The organism is Treponema sp. OMZ 799 (genome assembly GCF_024181365.1).
Classification (GTDB): domain Bacteria; phylum Spirochaetota; class Spirochaetia; order Treponematales; family Treponemataceae; genus Treponema_B.
Window position 1 is genome coordinate 2,764,614 of sequence record NZ_CP051301.1, and the last position, 22,064, is coordinate 2,786,677.

At 34.4% G+C, this 22,064-nt stretch carries 20 protein-coding genes; 16 read left to right on the plus strand and 4 right to left on the minus strand.

Annotation, left to right across the window (positions count from 1 at the left end; all coding sequences use genetic code 11):
* The first annotated feature begins 34 nt into the window (after positions 1-34).
* Positions 35-604 carry a flavin reductase family protein gene (locus tag E4O04_RS12725; protein ID WP_253677242.1) on the plus strand — a complete coding sequence of 190 codons (570 nt, stop codon included), beginning with the start codon at positions 35-37 and terminating at the stop codon, positions 602-604.
* 66 nt (positions 605-670) lie between these two features.
* Here the strand turns inward: E4O04_RS12725 and E4O04_RS12730 are convergent, their stop codons facing one another.
* Positions 671-985, minus strand: a complete 315-nt coding sequence (locus E4O04_RS12730; RefSeq protein WP_253708420.1) for a hypothetical protein — start codon at positions 983-985, stop codon at positions 671-673.
* A 249-nt stretch (positions 986-1,234) separates the two neighbouring features.
* Between E4O04_RS12730 and E4O04_RS12735 the strand changes: the two genes are divergently transcribed.
* From E4O04_RS12735 to E4O04_RS12750, 4 genes are all read left to right on the plus strand, one after another.
* Entirely contained in the window at positions 1,235-2,062 is an 828-nt protein-coding gene (locus tag E4O04_RS12735; RefSeq protein ID WP_253677244.1) for a pirin family protein, read from the plus strand.
* 9 nt (positions 2,063-2,071) lie between these two features.
* Entirely contained in the window at positions 2,072-2,644 is a 573-nt protein-coding gene (locus tag E4O04_RS12740; RefSeq protein WP_253677245.1) for a nitroreductase family protein, read from the plus strand.
* A 266-nt stretch (positions 2,645-2,910) separates the two neighbouring features.
* A complete protein-coding gene (locus tag E4O04_RS12745; protein ID WP_253708421.1) occupies positions 2,911-3,315 on the plus strand; it encodes a YbgA family protein in 405 nt (134 codons plus the stop codon).
* On the plus strand, positions 3,299-3,667 hold the full coding sequence (locus E4O04_RS12750; RefSeq protein ID WP_253677247.1) for a TIGR02328 family protein: 369 nt from the start codon (positions 3,299-3,301) through the stop codon (positions 3,665-3,667). The genes E4O04_RS12745 and E4O04_RS12750 overlap by 17 nt, the downstream gene beginning before the upstream one ends.
* 30 nt (positions 3,668-3,697) lie before the next feature.
* On the opposite strand, the gene E4O04_RS12755 is transcribed toward E4O04_RS12750, so the two are convergent.
* The 3 genes from E4O04_RS12755 to E4O04_RS12765 all read right to left on the minus strand — a co-directional run bounded on the left by E4O04_RS12755 (position 3,698) and on the right by E4O04_RS12765 (position 7,954).
* Positions 3,698-5,284, minus strand: a complete 1,587-nt coding sequence (locus E4O04_RS12755) for an ATP-binding cassette domain-containing protein (protein WP_253708423.1) — start codon at positions 5,282-5,284, stop codon at positions 3,698-3,700.
* Complete coding sequence (locus E4O04_RS12760; RefSeq protein WP_253708425.1) at positions 5,268-6,881, minus strand: ATP-binding cassette domain-containing protein; 1,614 nt, start codon at positions 6,879-6,881, stop codon at positions 5,268-5,270. Before E4O04_RS12760 ends, E4O04_RS12755 begins: the two co-directional genes overlap by 17 nt.
* A 107-nt stretch (positions 6,882-6,988) precedes the next feature.
* Positions 6,989-7,954 carry a helix-turn-helix transcriptional regulator gene (locus tag E4O04_RS12765; RefSeq protein ID WP_253708427.1) on the minus strand — a complete coding sequence of 322 codons (966 nt, stop codon included), beginning with the start codon at positions 7,952-7,954 and terminating at the stop codon, positions 6,989-6,991.
* A gap of 168 nt (positions 7,955-8,122) precedes the next feature.
* Between E4O04_RS12765 and E4O04_RS12770 the strand changes: the two genes are divergently transcribed.
* The 11 genes from E4O04_RS12770 to E4O04_RS12820 all read left to right on the plus strand — a co-directional run bounded on the left by E4O04_RS12770 (position 8,123) and on the right by E4O04_RS12820 (position 22,024).
* Entirely contained in the window at positions 8,123-9,511 is a 1,389-nt protein-coding gene (locus E4O04_RS12770) for an MATE family efflux transporter (protein ID WP_253708429.1), read from the plus strand.
* A gap of 130 nt (positions 9,512-9,641) precedes the next feature.
* A complete protein-coding gene (locus tag E4O04_RS12775) occupies positions 9,642-11,480 on the plus strand; it encodes a methyl-accepting chemotaxis protein (protein WP_253708431.1) in 1,839 nt (612 codons plus the stop codon).
* Between the two features lie 246 nt (positions 11,481-11,726).
* Positions 11,727-12,326 (plus strand): DUF4194 domain-containing protein, encoded by a 600-nt coding sequence (locus E4O04_RS12780; RefSeq protein ID WP_253708432.1) that lies wholly within the window; start codon positions 11,727-11,729, stop codon positions 12,324-12,326.
* On the plus strand, positions 12,323-15,712 hold the full coding sequence (locus E4O04_RS12785) for an ATP-binding protein (RefSeq protein WP_253708434.1): 3,390 nt from the start codon (positions 12,323-12,325) through the stop codon (positions 15,710-15,712). Before E4O04_RS12780 ends, E4O04_RS12785 begins: the two co-directional genes overlap by 4 nt.
* Positions 15,713-15,735: 23 nt before the next feature.
* A complete protein-coding gene (locus tag E4O04_RS12790) occupies positions 15,736-16,953 on the plus strand; it encodes a Wadjet anti-phage system protein JetD domain-containing protein (protein ID WP_253708436.1) in 1,218 nt (405 codons plus the stop codon).
* Positions 16,950-18,464 (plus strand): DUF3375 family protein, encoded by a 1,515-nt coding sequence (locus tag E4O04_RS12795; RefSeq protein WP_253686860.1) that lies wholly within the window; start codon positions 16,950-16,952, stop codon positions 18,462-18,464. The genes E4O04_RS12790 and E4O04_RS12795 overlap by 4 nt, the downstream gene beginning before the upstream one ends.
* 102 nt (positions 18,465-18,566) lie before the next feature.
* Positions 18,567-18,842, plus strand: a complete 276-nt coding sequence (locus tag E4O04_RS12800; RefSeq protein WP_253686859.1) for an autorepressor SdpR family transcription factor — start codon at positions 18,567-18,569, stop codon at positions 18,840-18,842.
* Positions 18,835-19,422 carry an SdpI family protein gene (locus tag E4O04_RS12805; RefSeq protein WP_253686858.1) on the plus strand — a complete coding sequence of 196 codons (588 nt, stop codon included), beginning with the start codon at positions 18,835-18,837 and terminating at the stop codon, positions 19,420-19,422. Before E4O04_RS12800 ends, E4O04_RS12805 begins: the two co-directional genes overlap by 8 nt.
* Positions 19,415-19,726, plus strand: a complete 312-nt coding sequence (locus E4O04_RS12810; protein WP_253708438.1) for a DUF1648 domain-containing protein — start codon at positions 19,415-19,417, stop codon at positions 19,724-19,726. The genes E4O04_RS12805 and E4O04_RS12810 overlap by 8 nt, the downstream gene beginning before the upstream one ends.
* Before the next feature lie 62 nt (positions 19,727-19,788).
* The gene (locus E4O04_RS12815; RefSeq protein ID WP_253708440.1) at positions 19,789-20,520 is read left to right on the plus strand and encodes an ABC transporter ATP-binding protein; all 732 of its coding nucleotides are present in this window, start codon (positions 19,789-19,791) and stop codon (positions 20,518-20,520) included.
* A 241-nt stretch (positions 20,521-20,761) separates the two neighbouring features.
* Entirely contained in the window at positions 20,762-22,024 is a 1,263-nt protein-coding gene (locus E4O04_RS12820; protein ID WP_253708442.1) for a hypothetical protein, read from the plus strand.
* Positions 22,025-22,064: the final 40 nt, after the last annotated feature.

A 22,064-nucleotide genomic window follows, 5' to 3' on the forward strand; every position in this document is an offset into this window, starting at 1 on the left:
GTATAAAATCATTTAGAACAGAAGAGAGGTAGATATGAAAAAAGATTTAGGAGTACATCCCTTTGTGTTTCCGATGCCGGTGTTGATGGTTGCAACATACAATGAAGACGGCTCTGTCGATGTTATGAATATGGCCTGGGGCGGAATCTGCGATAATAACATGGTCGCATTAAACCTTGACGAATCGCATAAAACTTCAGCCAATATTAAAAACCGGAAGGCCTTTACGCTCAGCGTGGCGGATATTCCGCATATTGAAGCGGCGGATTTTTTCGGAATTGCGAGTGCAAATACCATGCACGATAAATTTGAACGCTCGGGATTGCATGCGGTAAAAAGCAGCCGTGTGGATGCTCCCATCGTAGAAGAATTTCCGTTGACGCTTGAATGTACGGCAGCCGCCATCCAGAATGACCGCTTCGGCTTCCGCGTTGTAGGAGAAATAGTCAATGTCATAGCCGATGAAAAAGTACTCGACGAAAACGGCAAAATAAACCCTGCAAAACTAAACGCCTTTGTATTTGATCAATTTCAGTACGGTTATTATGCAATCGGCGAAAAAGTCGGTCAGGCATGGAAAACGGGAAAAACGTTAATGCCGTAAATGCTTAGGGCATTGCCGCGAGGCGATTCAAATAAAGAAGTAACTTTATCAAATACTAATTGATTCTTAACTGCCAGGCTCTATTTCTTTTATAAAAGCATCTACTTCTTTTGCCCATCTCCGGTATGTTTCCTTTTTTAAGGGAAAATGCGGACCGGGAAAATCCCATAGACACCAGCATATTAATCCGTCGGCGAGATTATATCTTGCATCGCAAGCATAAGCTAAGGGGCCGCCCATACCGGCTCCTCCGAGAAATACTTTCCCGGTAAAGTTTTTTCTCGCATATTCAACTTTTACATTTTTATTCCATTCGGCTATCAGCTCATTTCCGAACCATCTATCCATGTAATTCTTCCAAAAATCAACACCCGTATGCATAGCCCGCCTCCAAAAAAGATTTGCCCGCCTTTTTTACGGTTTATATTCTATCATTTTTAACTGTTTTTGCAAACTCTGTGATTATTATCTATCCGCTAAAAATATAAAACGAGAATTATGATACGTATAAAGGTGTTAAAGCCCATGCAAAAACAAGATGAAAAGAATATATATTCTTAAAATACATAATTAAATTTGACTAAATGCTATGTATTATGTATTTTATATCTCAAGGAAAAGGAAAAACCTATGGAAAGAAAAATAAAAACAGCAGTTACAGGCTTCCCTACACAAGACGGAGCAGGAGTTCATCTTGTACGGGTGTTGGGGCACGGAACAACAAGCGATTTTGATCCCATCTTAATGCTTGATTCTTTTGACAGCACCAATCCAGATGATTACACGGCAGGTTTCCCAATGCACCCTCATAGAGGAATTGAAACAATCAGCTATGTGTACAAGGGAAAAATGCAGCACAAGGACAGCCTTGGTTTTGAAGACACGGTAGGCGACGGCGAAGTACAATGGATGACAGCCGGAAAAGGAATTCTTCATGAAGAAAAGCTGCCTGCAAGCGATCGTCTCCTCGGTGTTCAGCTTTGGCTCAATTTGCCTGCGGCTAAAAAAATGGTACCGCCGGAATACCGCAGCATAAAAAATACGGAAATTAAGGAAATACCTTTTGACGGAGGTTATATACGCTTGCTTGCAGGCTCATATAAAGAACACACAGGCTTTAAAAGCAAGTATCTTCCGCTTAACTATTACGACATTACACTCAATGCAGGTGCCGAAATAACAATCGAAACGGAACATGACGATTCGGTTATGCTGTTTACCCTCCTTTCGGATGCGGTTATAAGCGGTCAGACCGTAAAAGAAAAAACGGCAGTAAAACTGACTGAAGGAAACTCCGTTACGATAAAGGCAGGAACAGATACGGCAAAAGTTTTGTTTGTCGGCTCAAAAACCTTAAACGAATCCATTGCATGGGGAGGTCCCATCGTAATGAATACAAAAGAAGAATTGCAAAAGGCTTTTAGTGATTTGCATAACGGAACATTTATTGATAAATAGGAGAAGGATATGGGAATTATACAATCTTTAGAAAAACGCAGGTCTTATTACAACATTAATAAAAACCTGCCGGTGTCTGCCGCAGAAGCCGGTGCTTTAATAAAAAAAGCGGTAGAATTGGTGCCTGATGCCTTTAATATGAAAAGTGCACGGGTAGTTACAGTATTCGGCGAAAAGCATGATTTATTGTGGGATTCGATATACGAGGTATTCGGCGGCAAAGTTCCGCGTGAAAAAATCGATTCTTTTAAGGCGGGAGCAGGTACGGTTCTGTTCTTTTATGACGAAAAAACCGTAAAGGCTCTGCAAGAAAAATTCGCTTCTTACGCCGCCAATTTCCCCGTATGGGCAAATCAGGCAAACGGAATGCTTCAGCTCGCCGTTTGGACAGCCTTACGGGAAGCAGGCATTGGAGCTTCACTGCAGCACTACAATCCCGTTATTGATGAAAAGGTAAAATCGCTTTTTTCCATTCCGCAGGAATATGTGCTGATTGCTCAAATGCCCTTCGGCGGTATCGGCAGCGAGCCCGACCCGAAAGAAAAAGAAAATATTGATGACAGAGTAACGATTATAGAATAGCATAATCTTATCTTTATACTCATGAACACCTTGCAAAAAAATCATCAGTAATTTTTTACAAGGTGTTCTAATGTCTTTTTTTATAGTATTTATCCCAAGATGGAAATAAAAAGAAGAATATAGAACGAATGAATATGTGATGTTAAAAAAAATATTGTCTGATTAATAAATTTCATTTTATCAAACTAATATACAATTAAATAATTGCAAAGGAAACATAAATAAGGCACAATAAAAAAGTAATAAAATCTTTTTTTAGGATATATATGAATACACAAAAAAAAGCGGCTCAAAAGTTATGGGCTGAAAACAAGTATCTGGTTTTAAGTAAGTCTCAAAAAATATATAAAGAAATACGGGAGTATTTAAAAAAGGATACGGCAAATCCGGATGAGCTTAAACTGTTAATTGATAATGCCCTCAAACTTGATGAAAATAAAAGCGAAATAATAAATACATTACAGCATATATGGGGCTATTTTAAAAACAGTGCAGACGAAGATGAAAAAACACATTTTTTTTATCTAATGTCCCGCTATAAGGAAAATAAAATATATAAAAATGAGGTGTTAAGCTATCTTTCAACATTGTTAAAAAAATATCCTAACAAATATTTGGAAGCTTCCACTATCTTTAATAAAACGGAGGAAAACAATGCGGTTATGGCATGAAGACCTTATAGCAAAACTTCCGGCTCAGCAGCTTCTCGGGCAGCACAGAGAGTGCTGTGCATTACGCGGAAACGGCTGGGGTAAAAAGCATTCGGTAGTGGATTATGTATTTTTATACTCGCCGTACAAACTCTTTCAGTACCATGAACTTATCATGAACGAAATGCATAAAAGAGGGTATAAGGTTTCTGAAGAATGGTTAGATAAAAATTATCGCGGCAAAAAATGTATTCCGTATGAGGATTTAAAAAAAATAAAAAAAACACATCCTATTTACAAAGAACACAATCAGGCATATATGGAAGAATGCATTAACAATTTACTTGGGAAAAGTATTATACTAGATTTCTAAAAAACTTTGATTTTTATAAGATTATTACAATTATCTGCCTATCTTCCAAAGAGAAACGGATTTTTCTTTAATTCTGTCATTAAGCTGATGAGTTACAATAAAAACTTTCTTATCCCTTAAACCTAAAATAAGATCTTCTACCCTTCCTATGTTTTGAGCATCGATATTTGCAAAGGGTTCATCGAAAATTACTACAGGCGTATCGCGCAATAGGGTACGCACAAAACTTAAACGCTTTAATTCTCCGCCTGAAAATTTATTTTCGATGTGCGTAAAGTCCATGTTCAAAGATTCGGCATTTGCAAATTTTTCTAAACCTAATTTTTCCATCAAGGTAAAGATTTTTTCTTCTGCAATATCTTCACCTAAGGTTAAATTGTTTTTTAAACTATCGTCAAAGAAAACGGCTTCTTGAGCTAAAAACGAAATAATCGCGGACCTATTCTTGATGGAACAAATATTTTTTTCATCGAGTAAAACATTTCCTTTTTTGGGTTTTAATAGGCCTAAAAGAATTTTCATTGCAGTGGACTTTCCGCTTCCGCTTTCTCCATAGATAATATGTATTCCGTTGCCAGTAAATTTTTTATTTACATTTTGAAGAACGGGTAATTCGCTGTAAGCATAGCTTACATCATCAAAAGATATATTGCTTGACGAAACCTCGGCTTCAATCTTTTTTTCTTCCGATTCTTTAACCACCAAACTCTTATAACCGTCGAAGATAACCTTGCTCATAATAAAGTGATTAACATACATCGAAATATAATAAACTTGAGATTTCAGCTGTACAATCAAACCGTTAGCCATCATAAATTCGGCAATGCTTAATTCGTTTTTATAAATAAGATAAACACCGTAAAAAACAACGGTAATTATACTTAATTGAGAGGCAAGAGAAGAAAGATTTCGGGATAGGATACTTACGGCTGAAACGGAAAATTGTTTTTTTGCTAACCTTTCTACCGACTTATTTAAGAGATTTTGAAAGCGTCCTTCACTGCCGTAATTTTTTATTACTTCAAAACCTTTTAACCAATCCGAAAATTCCCCCATGTGTCCGTTTAAAATGCTTATGGACTCGGATTGTTTTTTATCCAAAATCTTTTTAAATAGTTGCGGAATAAGAGAGGTTATTAAAACAAAAAATAAACTTACAAGGGCTAATTTTAAATTAATATATAAAAGAAAGCCGGAAGCAAAAATAGTTTCCATAAGAATCTGACCCATTCCGTAGAAGGACTGATAATATAGTCCGTTGAGGGAAGGAAGCTGTTGTTGGTAGTATGAAAGTTTTTTTCCTTCATCAATATTATAAAATTCTTCGTACTCGGCTCTTACCCAAGAATGAAAAAGACCTTGCCTGAGAAACTTTAAGCGGCTTGTTTTAAATCTTCCGAAAAAATAAGAATAAAATCCGTGTCCTCCGGCTCTTACCAGTATTGCAACAAAATATACGGAAATAAAAACAATAACTTTTTGAATATCCTTACTTACGGCGGCATCGGCTATCTTTCCGCCTAGCCATGAAAAAACCGTAACGGCTGCAACCGAAAAGACTAAAAATAGAAGAGCAAAAAATATAAATAATTTTTCAAGATTAGACAGCTTCTTCATATAAGCTCCTTTCATTTGTATCGAATTTATAAATTCGATCAAACAGTTTTTTTGTTTCGGTATCCGCAATGTGCGAAATAATTATTACTGTAGAATCCTTTATAGAAAAAATTAAATTTTTTACCCGCTCAATATTTTCGTTATCGATATTTGCAAGAGGCTCATCGAATATCATAATCGGGCGTTTATGCAAAACGGCTCTTGCAATGCTTATACGCTTTTTTTCTCCGCCCGAAAAACCGTAGGTTTCACCTATGACGGTTTCTTTCAAATACTTATCTTCGGTGTACTTATTTAAACCTACGGAGTTAAGAACATCCTTAACTTTTTCTTCAGTAATTTCCTTATCCAAAAATAAATTATCTAAAAGGTTCATTTTAAAGATATAAGCTTCTTGCTGCTGAATGGAAACCACATCGGAAATATTTTTTATTTTTTGGGGAGCGGTTCCGCCTATCGTAATTGAACCGGAATCGGGAGCGTGCATTCCTAAAAGTAGACGCATTATAGTAGATTTTCCTGAACCCGATTCACCTAAGATCAATATTTTTTCGTTTTGTTTAAATGTAAAATTCGTATTGTTTAAAATCTTTTTTTCATTATACGAAAACGATAGCCCCTTAGCATCAACAGTAAAATCTTTTAATACTTCATCCTCCCCTATTTCAGTTTTAGCATCTATAAATTCAACCATTGCATCACGCACAGGACGGGAAGAAAAGAAAGTTTTTAATAAATTTGCAGTCCAATACATGGGCCGCGACATCATTGCGACTAAGCTCATTATGGTATAAAGCTCTCCGATAGAAAAAACATCCTTGTAAACATAGTATGCACAATAAGCTGTCATAAGCAAATTAACTATAGCAGATACAAAAAAACTCAAAGCCGTTTCAAAGGAGCTTACCTTTACGGCATCCATTTGTTTTTTTCTTAAAAACTCGTTTACTTTATCATATCTGAAAATTATATACTGCTCGCAAGAAAAAACTTTTATAATATCAATTCCTTTTAACCATGTCCTTACAGCCGAAAAATGTTTTTCGACCGCTTCCATCCTTTCCTTTGAAACTTTAGCCAAAATATTTTTTAAAACCGTCGGAACCATAAGAGGAATCATTAATAAGACAACAGTAACAAAAGCAGTCTGTATATTTATTGTTAAAAGCGTTATTATCGTTACAGAAAAAATCAAAACATTATCGGTTAAAGCAGTCCATACATAAAAATACTCTCCGCTTACGGCATCTATCTTATCGGTATAATCTGCACTTATTTTTCCTTCAGGTATGTTGATATACTCTCCCATATTTTTTTTAAGAAGGGCATCAAAATAAGTTTTTCGTAAATCAGCCTCAGCAACAATTACAAGTTTTGATTTTACAAGATCATAAAAATAGGCAAACAAAGCTGCAAAAATCATTGCCCCTAATGACAATAGCATTAGGGTAGACATAGAGTAGGAAGTTTTTCCTAAGGCCGTATCAAGAAGCCGGCCATTCCATATTTGAAGCTTCATTGTACATAACAAATTAATTCCGCCTAAGGCAAAAAAAAGCACAAAATATTTTTTTTGCTTGAATATAAACCTAAACAATTATTACCTCCTTTCGTAAGCATGAGCTAACATTTAAAAGTATAGCATTCTGGATAATTATTGTCAAGAATGAATTAAGATATAGAACAAAATAAGATTAAACTATTTTATTTAAATAATTCTTTTCGCATCTTATGAGGTGTAAGACCGTAAACTTCCCGAAACACTTGTTGAAAATACCCCTCTCCCTTATAGCCGGAAAGACGGGCGATATCTCCAATCAAAAGATTTTCATCCCGTAAAAGCTGCAAGGCTTTTTCCATTTTAAGTCTTTTTACATAAGAATACACCGTCATATTGTAACGCTCCTTAAAGCCCAACATCAGTTTTTGCTGATTTATACCGAAGCGTTTTGATAATTCTTTTATCGAAGGAGGCGAAAGCATTTCGGTTTCCAAAAGTTTACGAATCCCGTCTAAGGCTTTAATATCTGAATCGGAAAGATAAACGGCTGATTTTTTTTTATTCGCATAAACATAATCAAATAAAATTGAAAAGACTTCAAGACATTTTGCCCGAATAAACATATTAAGAGCAATGCCTTCTAATCGGCAATCTTTTACCTGATTACAAATCTCGGTAATTTGAGGAACATAAAGCACTCCGGGGTTTAAAATCTTTGCGGAAGTTTCCCAAAAATCTTCAGGCAGCTTGCAGCCGATTTTATCTTCCATCTCATCAAAAAATAACTGCCTAAAAACAAAGCCGACATTTACCAAACGGACACCTGCACTAAAACGCTTAAAGTCCGAAAAATAAGCGTTATTCACAAAGGCATTAAGACCGTGTTCGCAGGGCAACAGTTCGGAGCTGTCTTTTTCATATATGTCCAGCTCACCTTCATAAAACTGACCGATAGAAACGGTTTTTTCGTTTACATTCTCTAATAAGGTTATGGATTCAAAAAATTCCAAATCTGCAATCGATACCAAGGCTCGATCAAAATCTCCTAAGATTGTAACCGCCCCCTTCCCCAACTTAGGCGGCACCTCATATCTTATAGTTCCCCTATCCTCCGCACGGGTAAAGCCTAACCTTTCCAAATCATTCCAATGTTCTTCCAAACTGCGCATATCTTTCCTCAAAATAAAAACATTCCATTTACTATTATAAACATTCCAAAATAAAGAAAATTACATTGAAAAATTAAAAAATATTCAAACAATAATTCCAATATAAATAAAAACCTATTGACACATAGCGATAAATTACGCATTATACGAGGCAAGGATTTTACACTGATGGAAAACGAAAAACAAAAAGAATTTATATTGAACGAAAACTTGTGGAAGGTTATCTTCGATCTTGCATGGCCTGCAATTATTGCAATGATTTTACTGGGAGCAAACAATGTGCTTGACGGAATCTTCGTAGGTCATTTTGCCGAAGATGGAAGTCTTGCAGGCATCTCGGTCGCAATGCCTCCAATTATAACAATAATAGGTTTAGGAATTCTCGTAGGATCAGGAGCCGGAACTCTTTTAAGTATTGCAATAGGTGCGGAAGATATAAAAGTTCAAAAAAAGATTTTAGGTAATGTCAATTTTTTAGTGCTTATACTCAGCGTGATTGTAATGTCCTTAGGTTTTCTATTTTCGGAACAAACTCTTTTTTTAATGGGAGGAAGAGACAAGGCCTTAATATACGGCGGAGAATATTACCGCACACTTTTATGGGGCACACCGATTTGGATATACGCCATTGCTCTTAATAACCTTATCCGATCGGAAGGCAAGATGAAAACGGCTGCCGCAATTATGGGAATAAGTTTAATTGTAAACGGATGTGCAAACTACATATTAATGGTTGTATTTAATTTCGGCGTAAAGGGAGCAGCCGCCGGAACAAATATAGGCATGGCAGTTCAGGCCGTTATCGGAGCCTTTTATTTTGCAAAGAAAAATACTGATTATCCTGCTTCAGCATTTACAATCAGAATTGAAGGAGAAATTATATCTAAGATTATTTCGATGGGGCTGGCAGGTTTTATAATGCAGTTTATGGGAACAGTTCAGATGCTTTTAGTTTTAAATGTATTAAACCACTACGGATCACAAGAAGACATTGCATTCTATGGAATTGTTACACGTATTTTTTCTTTCCTATTACAACCGCTAGGAGGCTTTATGTTTGCTCTCTCCCCCATAATAGGAATAAACTTCGGAGCAGATAAGATAGAGCGTCTTATTTCAGCCTTTAAAAAATTTGTATTTGCAGCTCTTGTTTTGATAGCTCCATTCTGGATTTTAATGCTGATTTTTCCGCAAGCCGCAATTTCATTGATGATGAAAACAACCGGTATAAGCACTCAAAATATTTCATATTTTAGAATTTATATGGCCCTCCTGCCGGTCATGCCCTTAGTGTTTTTTGCCCTCGCCTTTTTTCCTGCAGTAAACAAAGGAAAGATCAGTGCAATATTGGGAATTTTGCAGCAGATCGTATTTTATCTTCCCGTCATGCTGATTCTTCCTATATTTACCGGCGTTGCAGGCGTATACTACGGAACATTTCTCATTGAAGTTTTAAGCGGTATTCCTGTTTTTATTCTAATAACAAGGGAATTTCGGCTTTTACGGGCAGGCATTACTAAATGGAAAACAACAGCAGAAACCTCCATTAAAGAGTAACCTATTTGCATTAAAGTTATTTATATCGTAAATATGGTAGTTACTGTGTAATGGTTTTTTATAAACAAAACTGAGCCTCAAACCATCCCTACAGTAAAATAAGTGTCTTAAAATATTGAAGGAGTATGCAATGAAAAAAACAAATATGGATATTTACAATCCGCCTAAAAAGATATTGATATTTGATTTATTAACTAACCTTGCGTGGATTTTATCCACAATTTTAACTAACCGTATTGTTGGCAGCTCAGGAAACATTATGAATATTCTGAGTACAAAAGCTTTTGCAGTTATCATGATAACTTCAACTTTTAACCCGATACTAAAATGGAAATTTATTATACCCTCAATAGTAAATTGGAAAGAAAACCCCGTAAAAGCACAAAAAAGTATCTCCTTGTATGTAATGATTGCATTTATTATTCCATTGATGATTGCCCTCTTCGGTCCGTTTTTTACTTCATTGGAATCGGGCCTAATCACCGAAACAAGAACATTCATTTCGTACATGAGTATAACCATGGGAAATATGTTCTTGATGAGCACATTCTTCAGCAGTTTTATGACAAGAGCATTGGAAAGATGGGCAACTTTTTTGCCCTTAGAAGAAAAGCACTTGGATCTTTCTATGACTCGAAGAACAGCCATTGTAAGTATCCTAAGTATTCTCTCAATCGCTTTTTTTACGATAGCTCCGCTGGTTAGAACAAAAACAGACGATATTTATATGCAGCTTTTGACAAAGGTACTTCCGCTTTTTAGCTATGGAATTACTCTTTCAATAATAAATATAGTCCTTATAACTCAGTCTACCAAAAAGAAAATAGCAAGTCTTCAATCGGCAATCAATAATCTATCCTTAGGTAATTATAATCAAGAATTTCTTACAGCAGATTCTCGAGATGAGGCCGCCCTTTTAATAAAAGATTTTAACACTCTTTTAGCGTTTAATAAAGAATTTTTTAATGACGTAAAAAATTCGGGAGAGACTTCGCACAGTATAGCAAATAAACTTTTGTCAAATATGACTACAACAGGAAATGTTGTCGATCAAATAACAGGAAATATTGCTTCAATCAATAACAGCATTCAAAATCAATCATCGGGAGTTTTGCAAACTCAATCCACTCTGGAACAAATTGCAAAAAATCTTGAACAGCTTGACCAAAACATTGCAAATCAATCTTCGGCCGTTACCGAATCCGTTTCTGCAATAGAAGAAATGACCGCAAACATAAAATCCATTACATCGGTTTTAAAAAGTAATTTAGATTCTATGAAAGAATTAAATATTGCAGCCGAAAAGGGAAGAAGATCTATTTCCGAAACAAACGAATTTGTGAAGTCCTTGAGTGAAAAATCGGAGGGACTTTTGGAAACGACTTCTATCATACAAAACATAGCAAGCCAAACGAATCTGCTGGCTATGAATGCCGCCATAGAAGCTGCCCATGCAGGTGAAGCCGGAAGAGGCTTTGCCGTCGTTGCAGATGAAATAAGAAAACTTGCCGAAGAGTCCGGAACTCAGGGAAAAGCAATAACCGGCGTTTTAATGGAATTAAAAAATCAGATAGAAGACGTTACTAAATCATCCTTGATGGGTGAAACACAGTTTATGGAAGTCATGCGTATCCTTAATCTTGTCAATAACAGAAACGATGAAATAATGAACGCCATGAATGAACAAGATGCAGGCAGCATACAGATTCTTCAAGCAATAAAAAATATTATGCAGATAACCTCTGAAGTTAAAAGCGGTTCTGAGGAAATGCTTATAGGAAATACCGAAGCAGGAAAAGAAATGACCAGGCTTGCAGATATTTCCAAAAGCATAAGCAGCAATATGAACGAAATAAATCAAAAATCGGAACTTATTTCAAGCGAAATCGAAAGAGCGATGAACATGACCGAAGAAAACAAAGAAGCAGTCTCCAAAATATTTTCTTATCTGGAACAGCTTGCTTTATAAAACCTAAGTTAATTGCTGCCCAACAGCCTACTTAACTATCTCTTAAAAATCTTCTATAATATAAAAAGTTTTTATGGAGGTAGGATAAACAGCTCGGCAGAAATTCCGCCTCACTGTTTATCTTACGAATTTTGTACACAAGGTACAAAATATCGCATTATTGTATGTTTGTGCTATACAGCACAAACTTGAAAAAACTTTTTTCGAAAATTAATATTTCCTACAAAAAGTTTTTTGGAGGTAGGAATGACGGCGGTTTGGGCGGTACCCTGTATAAAGCTTTTACAAGGCCCCTTGTATGAAAATGAAGGAGACTCCGATGCTTGGAGGCTCTTGATTCAATACCAAGGGGAAATTACATCTTTTTTCGATCAAATAGGAATAAGCGTTTTTATTGAACCTGCAGAAGGCTATGCCTTTTTAGAGCAAAAAGAAGATGAAGAAGGTGCGCCAGAATCGGTGAGGCTGATACGCCGCTATCCTCTTAGCTTTGAAATGTCCATCCTCTGTGTTTTATTGCGGGAAGCCTTAGAACAATTCGATATTTCTCAAAACGATTCTTCTATTTTGGTTTTACCTGAAAGCGAAATCCGCAGTATGCTCTCGGTTTACTTTAAAGAAAAAACCGATCAAACAAAACTCTATAACGAACTTACCAAATATTTGAATCAGGCAGTAGACTTAGGCTTTTTAAAAGAACTGCATCAAGACCAAAACGGAAGAATCGGCGACGATTTAATCGATAGAAAATTTGAAGTACGCAGAATTCTTAGGGCAAAAATCACAACCGAATTCTTATCCGAATTTAAAAAGCGGCTTGAAAATTATAATAGGGAAGAAAAATGATGCAATTTGAATTGATGAGTGAAGAGAATAAAAACGGCTTTTATTTGGATTTTTTTCAAGTGTACAACTGGGGCATCTTCGATTCGAATATCTACACAATGAGATGCAGAAAAAAATCTTCCCTTCTTACAGGCTTAAACGGCTCAGGAAAAACAACCTTAGTCGATGCTTTTTTATCGCTCATTGTTCCGCCGAGGCGCAGGTTTTATAATCAATCGGCAGGAGCCGAAAGCAAAAAAGAAAGAGATGAGGCAAGCTACGTGCTCGGTACTTACGGAAGCAAGAGGGATGAAGAATTCATTTCGAGTACGGCAAAAAATTTGCGTTCAAAGGATAAGTGTTTTTCCATTTTATTGGGCTGCTTTGTATTGGGAGACGATCAGGGACCTGTAACCCTCATGCAGATGAGATTTTTTTCTCAGGCAGGCACCTTGCAAAGAGTTTATTCTATAACAAGAAAAAGGCTTTCTATCGAAGATATTCAAAAAGAAGTCGTAGACCTTACACCTCACAGCAAATGGAAAAAAATCATGGCCGAAAAATTCAATACGGCTTTTTACGGGGATAATTTTTCTTCTTATTCGGAAGCGTTCTCGCAGCTTGCCGGTTTACGTTCAGACAGGGCACTCTATCTTTTTTCGCAAACGGTCGGTTTAAAAGGAGTAGGAAACTTAAACGAGTTTATACGGACGCACATGTTCGAGGGGCAAAACACCGAAGCCGAATTTGAAGGATTGGTAAAACATTATGAAGAGCTTTCACAAATTTATAACGAGATTGAAAAAGCACAAGAACAGATACGGCTTTTAAAAGAAGTTTTGGAAGCAGGCAAAACCTTTGAACTTTGTGAAAAGAAGGATTTGGAATTAAAAGAAATTAAAAACAGCTTACAACTTTGGTACTTAAAAACAGCTCTCGCCTTAATCGAAAAAAGAATGATAGATTTAAACCAAGAAAGGCTGATAATCGAAAACAAGACAACTTTAATAGAAGAAGAAATAAAAAAGATAGACTTCGATCTCGACTCCGTAAAATCGGCAATTCAAAAAAATTCCACTGCAATGCTCATTGCTGCGGCAGAACACAAAATAGATATTAACGAAAGGGAATTAAAAATACGCAGAGAAAAGATAAGGGACTATGAGCGATGTGCCGAAGTTCTTTCTTTGGAAACTCCCCAAACGGAAAAAAAGTTTAATGAAAACTTAAAGCTTTTACCGGAACTAAAAAAAGAACTTACAAAAAAAGAAAACTCCTTATTTAATTCCATTCTTGAACTCAATGTCTTAAATAAAGACACAAAAAATGAACTTACGGAACTTACCGAAGAACTTGAATCCTTGAGCAAGAGGAATACAAATATCCCCTCTCAAAATATCAGAATAAGGGATGAAATATGTGAAGGCATTAATTGTTCTCAACAGGAACTTACCTTTGCAGGAGAACTTTTACAAGTGTTAAAAACCGAATCCCATTGGGAAGGGGCAATAGAAAAGCTTCTCCATTATTTTGCTCTCTGCCTTTTAGTGCCGGAAAATCTTTATTCAAAGGTAAATACCTATGCCGCAAAAAATAATTTAAAAGGAAGACTGGTTTATTTAAAGACGGATAAAAAACCTCAGCTTAAAAATTTTAGACTGCAAAGCAATTCCCTTATTTCCAAACTTGAAATAAACAGAAAGCATGAACTTTCCGATTGGATCGAAAGCTATGTAACCGATAACTTTGATTATATATGCACCGATGATATGCAAGAATTTAATCATGCGGCTAAGGCTGTCACTTCAACTGGTTTAATTAAGGCAAAGATAAGGCATGAAAAAGACGACAGGCCTCAGCGTTCCGGGACTCAATCATTTGTCTTAGGCTGGGACAATATCCAAAAACGAAGAGGGCTTTCCTTTAGATTGGATAAACTCAAAACCGAAATTGAAAAAAACACCGAAAAATTAAATAAATATAAAATAGAACAAGATGAAATAAAGAACAAGCTTATCATCTTGGAAAATTTATTTAAGCTTACTATTTGGGATGAGATCGATGTTCAAAAATATGCTGCAGCCCTTAATGCAAGCCATGAAGAAAAAGCTAAACTATTAAAAGATGATAAGGAACTCAATCAGCTTGAAGAAAGGCTTAAACTTTTAAAAGAGGAGAGACAGTCAAAGGAGGCAGAACTTTCCGAGCTTACACAGGAAAAGGGAAGACTGGAACAGCAGCTTGCAGATATAAACTTAAAACAAGAAAGGATGCAAATTCAATTTAACGAACACTACTCGAATAAAGATAATGAAGAAATAGAAACCTTAGTTTTAAATTTTGAAAAATATTTTAAAATCAACAAGAGCTTTGAAAACTTAGATGTCCTTGACACGGCAAAAGAAAATTTTTCATCCAAACTCGAAAAAGAAACGGAAAAATCGGAGCAAAGTTTAAAAAATACGGAAAGAAAACTGCGCGAAAAGATGTCGGCCCTTACAAATGCCAAGGATGAAATAAAAATAAAGTTTCCTTCATGGAGTGCGGATGTAAGAGATTTGCAGGCTGAATCCGCAGCCCTGCCCGACTTTAAGGCCTTTTATGAAAGGTTAAACCATGACGATTTACCAGCCTGCTTAAAAAAATTCAAACGAAAATTTAACGATAGCGTAAAACAAGATATTACAGACTTTAAAGCACGTTTAGACGGAGGAACACAACAAATTATTGAAGGTATCGGAGAACTTAACAAAAGTTTAAAAACAATTCCTTACAGTAAAAATCCTCCGACCTATATAAAACTTGAACACCGTTTTACAAATGATATTCAAATAAAAGAATTTCAAGGTATCTTACTGGCCGCCATACCCGACTCAGCCTCCGTATTTAATAAAGAAGCTGATTCCGAATTCGAGAATTTTAAAAAAATAAAAATATTGATTTCATATTTAAAAGAGAACGATCAAAGGCGGAAAAAAGTTCTTGATGTCCGCCAATGGTTTATATTTGCGGCAATAGAATATTACCAAAACGATAATACTCAAAAACAATACTATGAAGATTCCGCAAGTTTATCGGGAGGCGAAAAATCCAAACTCACCTATACGATTTTGGCTTCGGCCATAGCCTTTCAATTCGGAATAACAAGCGGTTCACCTCGTTCCCTCCGTTTGGTAATTATAGATGAGGTATTCAGCAAGGTCGATATTGATAATTCCTGTTATGCAATGGAACTTTTTAAGCAGATCGGTTTACAGATGATTTTGGTAACACCTATGGATAAGATAAACATTGTCGAAGATTATATCTCTTCAATGCACATTACCGAAAAGAAAAACGACAATACTTCCCGTCTGCTTGAAATAACAATCGAAAGGTACAAGCAAGAAAAGAGAGATTTAAGTTAAGACAGTTACTTTAAGGGAATAAGATGATAAGTATTGATGAAATAAAGAAAAAAGCCGAAAATAAATTTTTACCGTTTTTACACTCGATTATAGATGAAAAAAATTTCTTTCCTCTCCTCATTCCGTCTGCAAAGGGTTCCGTAAAAGATGCCTTCGATGAAAGAAAACTTGAAGCGGAAAAGCTTTACAAGGACTCAAAGAACGCTAAGGGAATAGGCTATACCGTAGAAACAAAAACCCTTAAAACTCATAAACAAGGAATGCAGACAATAATAGAAAAAATATATTTTGAAACTGAAATCGATTTTATAAGTTTTATAGGAAAAGAAAAAGAAACTGAAAATTTTAAAAAGCATCTTTCCATTGTTAAAAAACAATTTTCAAATTTAAATGCCGAGGATATTCAAAACGATTGGCTAAATAAACATCTGCGTAATCTTATTACCGAGGTTGAAGCCGATTATTGGCAAAACATTTTTCGTTGTGCAATCTGGTTTTTAAATAATCCTAATTGTAATTTGTATCTAAGAGAAATTCCCCTATCGGTACACACAAAATTTATAGAACAAAACACTTCATTGATTTTTTCGGTTTATACAGCCTTAAACAAAAACAAGGATAGCGATAAGATAAACTCAAATGCAGAAATATACAAAAGATGGGGAGCACGCACACTCGAGCCCTTTATAAGATTCCGCAGTTTGGATAAAAATATAAATTTAAAAATTCTAAACGAAGAAATTACAAGCTATGAAGCTCAAATTCCTTTAGGAGCCTTTGCAAAAATAAATTTTAATTCCGTAGAATATATTTTTATTGTTGAAAATTTAATGGTCTATCTTACACTTCCGCCTTTTAGCAAAGCTCTTTGCATTTTCGGTTCAGGTTTCGCTGCCGTAAACTTAAAAGAAAACAAAGCATTAAACGAAAAAAAATTATACTATTTCGGAGATATGGATGAACACGGCTTTGAAATACTTTCAAATGTACGCGGCATTTTTCCAAATGTAAAATCATTTTGCATGGATAAAAAAACTTATGAAACTTTTTCGATCTTTGCAGTAAGGGGAGAAAATTCTCACTCAAAAATTGAAGACCTTAATCTTAATGAAGAAGAATTAATACTTTTTAAGTTTTTGCGAGAAAGAACCGGAAGGCTTGAACAAGAAAAAATATCTCATGCCTTTATCAAAAGCCGTATGGAAGAAATATTTAACAATATAAATGAGGAGGAAAAATGAAAAGTTCGGACAGTGCTTATATATCGGCCATGCTTTCAGAAGATTCGGGCATAAGACTTTTAAGAACAAAAAATGCAGCTCTTACTATTTCCTTCTTATATAAGATTTTTAGAGAAAAGCATATTCAAACAATTTCAGCCGACCGCTTTGAAACCCTGCTCGCAGATTTTTTGAGGGATCAAGAATTCTCAAATACTCATTATGATTTTGATTCGGAAGAACCCGATAACGGAGAATTTCGGCTTGCAATGCAAACCATCGAAAGCCGCTCTCATTTTTTAGCCAATAAATGGTGCTCCGAAAAAATAGGATTTATCAGAAAATATTATAACGAAAATCAAGAATTGATTATAGAATTAAGTGCAGGAGTAGAGCGTCTTTTTACATGGCTTGACAATATGGATTCAAGAACTTTTATCGGAACGGAATCCCGCTTTAAAGACATCCTATATAAATTGCGTGAGCTTTCTGAAAACACAACCCATGACCCGGCCTCTCAAATTGCCGACTTGGAAAAAAAGAAAAAAGAATTACAAGACCGCATAAACCGAATTAAAAAAACCGGTAAGGCCGAAATATACACGCCTGTTCAAATGGTTGAACGCCTCCATGAAATTTCAAGAGCGTCAAGAGAACTTTTATCGGACTTCCGCCAAGTCGAAGAAAACTTTAAATCAATTCTTTCGGATGTTTACAAAAAACAATCTGTAAGTGAAACAAAGGGAGCTGTTCTCGGCTATGCCTTAGATGCATATTTGGAAATGAAAGAAACACCTCAGGGACAAAGCTTTGATTCTTTTTGGGACTTCCTCGCAGCCGATGCAGGTAAAAATGAAATCAACAGCTTGACAGAAAACATAATCGAACAGGTGAGAAATCAAGGCATAGAATGGGAAGACGGTTTTCTTTTTCACTTAAAGCAATATCTTCACGAAGCAGGCGGAAAAATAATAGATACAAACCGCTCCCTTACGCACCGGTTAAATCGGGTTCTTCTTTCTCAAGGAAGACAAGAACACAAACTTCTCACAGAATTAATATCCTTTATAAAGACAAGAGCCTTTGAATTGGCCGGCAGCGATTTTGAATTACGGGAACCTCTTTCGATTGAGACAAGACCCTTTTTATATTTTCCTCAGGCACGCACTTTAAAATTTCCTGAACAAGAGCAAAGTTTTGAACCTATCACAAGTTTTACCGAACAAGAATCGGCAGAGCTTTTGAGGCAAAGCGGAATATTCAATCAGTTTTATGTTGATGAAAATCTTCTTAAAAAAAATATCTTAAACTACCGCAACGAATTTTTACACGGAAGACCTCAATTTTCTCTTGCAGAGCTGACCGAAAAGTTTCCCATTCAAAAAGGCCTATCTGAAGTTGCCGCCTACTTTGCCCTCGCCCCCAAACTCAAACCGGAAGCGCTTATATTGGAAAACACATCCGAACAAATATCCTACACCTTTAACGATAAGACGGTTTTGCTAACCCTGCCTAAGATTGTGTTTGGGTAAAAACTATTTTGAAAAAAATCAAAATAGCTATTGACTTTTCATCCTGCACATATTATAATCTATTTAGATAAAAATCGAAATAGATTGAGAGGTATAACAAGGATGAGTTTTGAAAGTACATTCAAAGCATTGGCAGACCCTGTAAGAAGAGACATTTTGATTTCTTTAAAAGAAAAATCGCTTACGGCAGGTGAAATTGCCGATAAATATGAATTATCAAATTCCACCATCTCATATCATCTATCCTTGTTAAAAAAAGCCGATTTAATAAGTGAAAGAAAATATAAAAATTTTATTTACTACGACATCAATATATCGATTTTTGAAGAAGCAATTATGTGGCTGTCACAGTTTAAAGGAGATAAGAAAAATGACTAAAAGAATAGTATACATGATTATTATATTACTCAGTTTTTCTCCAAGTATTTATTATATAATAAATATTGGAAATGAAAATATAAAAAATTATGATTTATATATACTGCCTATATTAATAATTATTTTTAGCATTGTAATGGAAATTGCAGTAAATACATTATCGAATAATAATAAACTGCCTAAAAAACTATATATTCCAATTGTTTTAAGCACTCCTCTATTATTTGCAATCGCTCAAAGCAGCAAATATATATTTAAAGATTCAATCAGTTCCGGCATTGAAAAATATATTCATATCTTAGCCTCAATGATTATCATAATAATCGGAAACTATTTGCCTAAAACAAAACCAAGCAGATTTGTCGGTTTAAAATTTTTTTGGTTATTGGATAAACCTGTGTTATGGTATAAAACTCATCGCCTTGCCGGATTTTTATGGATAATCACAGGAATTCTTTTGTTGAGTTTTGGAGTATCTGCAAGATGGGAATATCTAATAATTTACTTTTCCCTATTGTATGTTATTCCATTAATATATTCACTATTACTTTTAAACAAAGAAAGGAGATTGTATGAGTAATTTATCTGACAAAAAGCATTTGATTATCGGAAGCTTATTATGTTTAGCTACAACGGTTATTTTTATAGCCTTTGGAAGCAAACTCCCGGAGACGGTTCCCGTATACTGGGATTCAGCAGGAAATGTAAACGGCACCATCGAAAAGGTATATCTGACATTCGGAGCACCGTTTGCATATCTTCTTATCAATCTTATCGGGTTTATAAAATTTCAAAATCAAAAGGGAAATATATGGAAGTACTATATCATACCGGTATCTGCTATTATAATCAGCTTCCTAGTTATTTTCTTGGCAATTTTATAATTAAATTAAACACACTACAACCTCAGTTTAGAGAACTTACTGAGGTTGTAAAAAGAATAACTATGTTGGAAATTAAGAATTTAACAAAAATCTATCATAAAAACCGCATTGCAGTAAATAATATAAACTTAAAAGTTTCTCAAGGCGATATTTATGGTTTTATAGGAACAAACGGCTCCGGGAAAACATCAACAATTAAATCCATTGTAGGAATTCATGATTTTACAGGAGAAATATATGTTAATGGAATTTCCATAAAAGATAATCCTGTAGAATTTAAAAAAAATATAGCATATATACCCGATAACCCGGATATATATGAATATCTTACAGGGCGGCAATATATCAATTTTATAGCAGATTTGTATAGAGTATCTATAAATGAGCGGATACAAAAAACAAAATCATTCAGTGAAATATTTGAAATGAGCTCATTTTTAGATAATACGATATCTTCATATTCTCACGGAATGAAACAAAAGATTGTAATTATTGCAGCCCTTATCCATTCACCAAAATTATTAATAATGGATGAACCCTTTGTAGGTTTGGATCCAAAAGCTTGTTATCTTTTAAAAAAAGAAATGAAAATATTAGTAGAAAGCGGAAATGCAATATTCTTCTCTACACATGTTTTAGAAGTTGCAGAAAAACTATGTAACAAGATAGGAATAATAAATAAAGGCAGATTAATTGTGCAAGGAAACGTAAACACTGTTTTGAGCAAGACCGATTCATTAGAAGAGTATTTTATGGATATTATTAAAAATGAAAAATATAATAATACTTTTTAAAAATTCCGTATTTCGGTACTCAATTTTTACAAATTCGGAAAAAACCAACTATCATTTATTAGGATTTATCGTAATATTTTTTTTGTTATGCCTATATAATATTATTTCGATAAATTCAATAATGAAATTAGGGCTGCATTCTTTTACCCTATCCTATTCGGCAGCAATATCAAGTTTTTTTATTTTTATGATGACTGTGCTAAAAAATAACTCAATGTTTTTTTATAATAAAGATTTTAATATGTTATCGGCTTTACCGATCACACAAAAAGATATTATTATAAGTAAATTTCTAGTACTATATTCTTTAAATCTTATTATCAGTTGCAGCTGTATATTTCCGGCAGTCATTCTTTTAATTTTTAAAAAAATTATCAGCGTCTCTGCCGGAATAATATTTTTACTGTCAGGCTTAACCATTCCGGTGATACCTATGTGTGCAGCTTCTATATTAAGTACTATTATAGAATATTGCAGTGTATTTTTTAAAAGAAAAAATCAAATATCAATTTTATTTTTTTATTTATTGATGACAGGATATTTTATAACCGTATCATTTAATCGCGATCTAGATTCCATTTTATTAGACAATTTACTTCAAACACAATTATATAAAATATTTCCGTTATCCAAATTATTTTATATAGATCAAAATATTTACCTAAAGATTTTACAATTTATAAGTCTTACAATTATTGTAACCATTGTATATATATTTTTTATAGGTAAAAACTATAATAAAATTCATCAAAAACTAAACACTCAAAGCTTTAAAAATAAAAAAACAAAATCTATTTTAAGATCTCCATTTTTTAGTTTATATTTAAAAGAGTTTAACCCTTTTATTACTTCGCCTATTCGTGTATTAAATTGCGGATTAGGTATTATATCTTTATGTGTCTTATGTGTCGGGTGCATGATATTGGGATTTAACAAGATTGAAATATTACTCGGTATTAGAGGTCTTGAACATATTCTTACACAGTACGGTTCATCGGTAATAGGGGCATTTTTTCTTATGAGCTGTACCACATCTTCATCAATATCTTTGGAAGGAAAAAATTTATGGATACTACAAACAGCTCCAATCGGCATATCCCAAATTTTAAATAGTAAAATAGCAGTCAATATGAGTATTCATTTAATAGGATATCTTTTTGCAATGATTGCCATTTTACCGAATATACGGAGCGGTTTTTTACAAATTTTATTAACAGTCTTTGTACCTGTTTTTTATTCCTTTTTTATTTCGGCTGTAGGAATTTTTTTTAACATCAAATATTTAAATCTAAATTGGAATGATGAGATAAGCGTTATAAAGCATAGTCCGGCATCTATTATCACACATCTAATTGCTATAATCACTATTATAATATCAACTTCATTATTTTTTATTATAAATTTTATTTATATAATAATTCCAATATGTCTAAGTTTCGGCATTGTCGGAATTTATTTATATAAAAAAAGCATAAAAACAATATATCTTATTCAAAAATACTGAAAATTAGATTAACCTCGCCCTTGCCTAATATTATAAAAAA

Coding starts and splice junctions, on each gene's coding strand:
- E4O04_RS12725 (WP_253677242.1), top strand. CDS start 35: ATGAAAAAAGATTTAGGAGTACATCCCTTTGTGTTTCCGATGCCGGTG.
- E4O04_RS12730 (WP_253708420.1), bottom strand. CDS start 985: ATGCATACGGGTGTTGATTTTTGGAAGAATTACATGGATAGATGGTTC.
- E4O04_RS12735 (WP_253677244.1), top strand. CDS start 1,235: ATGGAAAGAAAAATAAAAACAGCAGTTACAGGCTTCCCTACACAAGAC.
- E4O04_RS12740 (WP_253677245.1), top strand. CDS start 2,072: ATGGGAATTATACAATCTTTAGAAAAACGCAGGTCTTATTACAACATT.
- E4O04_RS12745 (WP_253708421.1), top strand. CDS start 2,911: ATGAATACACAAAAAAAAGCGGCTCAAAAGTTATGGGCTGAAAACAAG.
- E4O04_RS12750 (WP_253677247.1), top strand. CDS start 3,299: ATGCGGTTATGGCATGAAGACCTTATAGCAAAACTTCCGGCTCAGCAG.
- E4O04_RS12755 (WP_253708423.1), bottom strand. CDS start 5,284: ATGAAGAAGCTGTCTAATCTTGAAAAATTATTTATATTTTTTGCTCTT.
- E4O04_RS12765 (WP_253708427.1), bottom strand. CDS start 7,954: ATGCGCAGTTTGGAAGAACATTGGAATGATTTGGAAAGGTTAGGCTTT.
- E4O04_RS12770 (WP_253708429.1), top strand. CDS start 8,123: ATGGAAAACGAAAAACAAAAAGAATTTATATTGAACGAAAACTTGTGG.
- E4O04_RS12775 (WP_253708431.1), top strand. CDS start 9,642: ATGAAAAAAACAAATATGGATATTTACAATCCGCCTAAAAAGATATTG.
- E4O04_RS12780 (WP_253708432.1), top strand. CDS start 11,727: ATGACGGCGGTTTGGGCGGTACCCTGTATAAAGCTTTTACAAGGCCCC.
- E4O04_RS12785 (WP_253708434.1), top strand. CDS start 12,323: ATGATGCAATTTGAATTGATGAGTGAAGAGAATAAAAACGGCTTTTAT.
- E4O04_RS12790 (WP_253708436.1), top strand. CDS start 15,736: ATGATAAGTATTGATGAAATAAAGAAAAAAGCCGAAAATAAATTTTTA.
- E4O04_RS12795 (WP_253686860.1), top strand. CDS start 16,950: ATGAAAAGTTCGGACAGTGCTTATATATCGGCCATGCTTTCAGAAGAT.
- E4O04_RS12800 (WP_253686859.1), top strand. CDS start 18,567: ATGAGTTTTGAAAGTACATTCAAAGCATTGGCAGACCCTGTAAGAAGA.
- E4O04_RS12805 (WP_253686858.1), top strand. CDS start 18,835: ATGACTAAAAGAATAGTATACATGATTATTATATTACTCAGTTTTTCT.
- E4O04_RS12810 (WP_253708438.1), top strand. CDS start 19,415: ATGAGTAATTTATCTGACAAAAAGCATTTGATTATCGGAAGCTTATTA.
- E4O04_RS12815 (WP_253708440.1), top strand. CDS start 19,789: ATGTTGGAAATTAAGAATTTAACAAAAATCTATCATAAAAACCGCATT.
- E4O04_RS12820 (WP_253708442.1), top strand. CDS start 20,762: ATGTTATCGGCTTTACCGATCACACAAAAAGATATTATTATAAGTAAA.